2 protein-coding genes are annotated in these 3,861 nt (G+C 33.7%); both read right to left on the bottom strand.

From position 1 onward, the window contains the following. Window positions 1-375: 375 nt before the first annotated feature. On the bottom strand, window positions 376-1,689 hold the full coding sequence (locus PHF25_09055) for a transposase (GenBank protein ID MDD4528156.1): 1,314 nt from the start codon (window positions 1,687-1,689) through the stop codon (window positions 376-378). Between the two features lie 589 nt (window positions 1,690-2,278). Then, complete coding sequence (locus PHF25_09050) at window positions 2,279-3,691, bottom strand: ISLre2 family transposase (protein ID MDD4528155.1); 1,413 nt, start codon at window positions 3,689-3,691, stop codon at window positions 2,279-2,281. Window positions 3,692-3,861: the final 170 nt, after the last annotated feature.

The raw sequence follows: 3,861 nt of genomic DNA, 5'->3' as shown, positions 1-3,861 counted from the left end.
TTACCTCCAGAAATTTCATATCATGAAAAAGACCGTTATCGGCACAACTCTAAGCATGATCAAAATCTGTGTGTAATTATGATTAGTATATCATAGCCAATTTTGTTTGGCAATATTTAATTATTAAGAGTTTTTTGCTTTGTGCCCATTTTATTATTTTTTTGCAGAAGTCTACTCTATAAAATTCTTAACCTCAAGATAAAAATCACTCAAAGTGATTGACTATGACCAATTTATCCATATATTTACATCTGTCAATTAAAATAGGTACACTAAATACACATCAGTGTCTAACCATTTTTGAATGGTTAGGAAACTGATGTAAACTCTGTCATCACTTTTGAATAAGCACCTGAACCTGTTATATGGATTGCTTTATGCACATTTAACAAGACTTCTCATTTTGTCTGCTTGACCTTCTTTTATTCTGCCTACAGCCATAGCAAGCATGACACATAATGCTACTCCACATTTTATTTTCATCTTTTTGATTCCACGGATATAATGCTTTTCAAAGCCAAAAGATTCATCAAGCCTACTGTTGACTCTTTCAACAGACGTTCTCTTGTCATAGACCCTATTCCATTTATAGCTTGCACGGTCAATCGGCGTGAATACCCTTTGATCCAATTCAATATCGATTCGTATTCCCTGCTTTACTGTACATTTCTCGAAATACTTGCATTCTATTCCGTATTGTTTAGCTGGACAAAGTTTTCTTAAAGTTCCGCATCTCTTTCTATCCTTTTCAAAGCCACCTACGCACATCTCCCATACTCGTCCTGTTTCCATGCAAGTACAATATACATTTCCTTTGTAATTGTAAGTTACGTTCTCATGATCTTGTAATTGGTGTGTTTTGTCTTCATCTTTCCACATGTTACGAATATCGATAACAGGCTTTACTCCGTAATCATTCCATAACTTTTCATGGAGTTTTATATCATCGTAACCTCTGTCGGCTATCATGGTTTCGCATCTTTTAATAAGTTCAGGATGATTTTGATTGAGATCACCTACCATCTTATGAGCCTGCTTAACCTCTGATTCAGAGGCCTTAGTTAATTCATAGGCAACTGGTAATTCATAATCTGCATCCACTATTAGATGCAGGCTATAGCCAAACCATGATACTATTTTTGACCATGCTGTTCCATCTTCTCGAATGCCTTTATATTCCTTTTTGCCCCAGTTGGCATCCAAATCTCGGCGACCATCTTCTACCTTGTTTTTATTCTCTCTTTTGGATAGAGATGAAATACCTTTACCGTCTATAGCTAAGTTTGAACCAAACCCCGGTAATAGTTCTTCCAGTTGGTCAACAAGTTTATCGAACATCCCATCAATCACTTCTTCTTTTTTTATTAGTTTATTTAAAAATCTCGAGTATATATATGCCTTTGGAATATTCCCATTGCGAAAGCCACACATAAAACGCAATTGTCCATTTCTAGATAATTCTCGTCGTAAAGATTCTATTGAAGGATGTTGAAACACCACTCCAGCCAGAACAGAATTCCATATAGCTCTAACCGGGAAATCATCTCGACCTTTTCCTCTCTCTTTTTCGAGTATCTGCATTAATTCCTCATCAGGCATATATTCGATAACTAAATCTAATCTTTCTAAATCTCCTAAATCTTCAATTTCACTCCACACAAATAGTGTTTGTTGTGGTATAATAGCCATGTTGAAAACTCCTTTCTTTCTATAGTGTATTTTATGGCTTGTTCAACTACTATTATACACTAAAAGATTGGAGTTTTCATCTAATTTAAGCCTTTTTTAGACCTTTTTACGTGTTTGGGGTGGATTTCAAGCTTTCTATTTATCCACAGCACTCAAACCCGCATTGTTCCGTGTGATTTTGGGGGAAAGTTATTTTCTGCGTGCTTCCCAACCATTGCATTTGCTATGTCTGCAGACATAGCAATTAGCTCTCTAAATGATAGTGTCAATTAATTGTTGGAAAATAATTAGTTTTTATTTCTGTCTAAATAAGAATAATAATATCTCCATTGATGAAAAAGTAATTGTCTATATTTTAAATTTAAATTAACTTTAAACTTTCGTAATTAACCGCCACCATTGACAATCCAATAAATAAATGCATAGTATTATTCCCCGAAGGCGACAAACTCAAAGCAAGCTTCATTTCCTGCCTTCGTTGTAAAGCATTTTAGCACTTATTTATTGTATTACCAATGGCAAGCCCCTTGGGGTGGCTATGTACCCCTCAGACTCAAAATCTAAAGCAAGCTAAATAGCATTCATTGTACTAAAGTCCTGAACTTTTAAGCATGTTCTTAAGCCACCTGCCATCTGTTCTATATGTATAAGGCATATCTATCATTATATCCGGATCAGTTGTATTAAAGGTCCTCTTAATGTTTTTGATTATTTTTTTATCAAGTTCTAAGATTCTTTCTTCTTTTTTCCTTTCAGCTCTAAGTCTCCTATAGTATTCTTTTATACTACCTCCATTAGCTTTGTAAGCTCTCATTCGTGCCATTTCATCTGCTCCTATTACACTCCAACCCATTGGTCTTGAGCTTAGTCTCGCTGATAATATATGGCTTATGTGACCTTCGGCACTACATCTATATTTTTCTTCTCCAAATAGATTTATTATTCCTTCCCAATTATTTAATATATAGTTTTTCGCATTTTTCATGCTTTCCTTCTTCTTTTCAGAAGGTGTTTCTTCTATTGCAAAATTTATTAGTTCTATCGCTAGTTTTTTATTCCCGCTCCTAAAGCTTTCCCATAAAGGTTTATCTATACAAACCGGATTCTCCAAGCTCGATAAATGAGCAGTTGTTTTTTTTACATATTTACTTAAATGATAGTGATCAAGTACAAATTTGCTATCCTTGATTATTTGTGTTCCATCTTTTATCCAACTTGCGCCGTCTCCTGCTATATAGATATTTTCTACCTTTTCTAAATCATAGGCATCATCAAGATATGTTGCCACTTCTGTCCATAGGTCTTCCGGATTCATAGCTCCTGTGAAGTATCTTACATTTTCAAGCTTTGTTCTTCCTTTATTTACTTTCCTTTTATCATCATATACATAGACTAATTTCATTATTTTATTCTTTCCTCTTTGCATTGGAACATGGTCTTCATCTGCTTCTATGTATATTGTCTTTACTTCTTTATTTTTATTATTTTCCTTAATTTCAAGCTCTAAGTTGTCTATTGCCCCATTTTCTCTGATTGTCCTTTTTACGGATTCTCTTGTTAATACTACAGGCGTGGATAACTCTGCTGCTTTTTGATAGCTGACATCAGCCGTTTTTTCTAAAATATTTCCTTTAAGATTTGCTTCTATCCTTTCGTACTTTTCTATACCTAAGATTTCATCGAGTATATGTACATATCTATTTTCTTTAATATTTTTAAAATATGTTCTTTCAAATTCCAACTCTCCAAATCTGGTAGCTAAACTTCGTTTTGCATTTCTTTTATGCACATGATATTTACCTTTTCTCTCAGGTAATTCTTTAATAATTTTGTTTAATTCACCTATTATGGCTGAAATTGTATCTAATCCAATGCTATTTACCATTTCGCCTACTGAATCTACGATATGATCTAAGTTTGTACTTCCTTCTATCACCTTTATTAAATTTTCTTCAATTTCCCTCTTAACTTTTTGAGCGACTAGTTGTATAATGTTATTCATAGAGAATTCCTCCTTTGGTTGTGATTGTAGTAAATTACATTATATCAGATGGAGAGTAATTCTCTATATTTTTTTCTTTTTTGTCCAACAATTATTTTACACTAAGTTCGAATCGAATTCTTTATTATTTTATCCTTCGCTACGCTCAGGAGATCGGAAGAGCACACGTC

The sequence above is a fragment of the Candidatus Margulisiibacteriota bacterium genome (genome assembly GCA_028706105.1).
Lineage (GTDB): Bacteria > Margulisbacteria > Riflemargulisbacteria > GWF2-35-9 > DYQY01 > DYQY01.
This window is presented reverse-complemented; position numbering and strand designations above follow the sequence as displayed.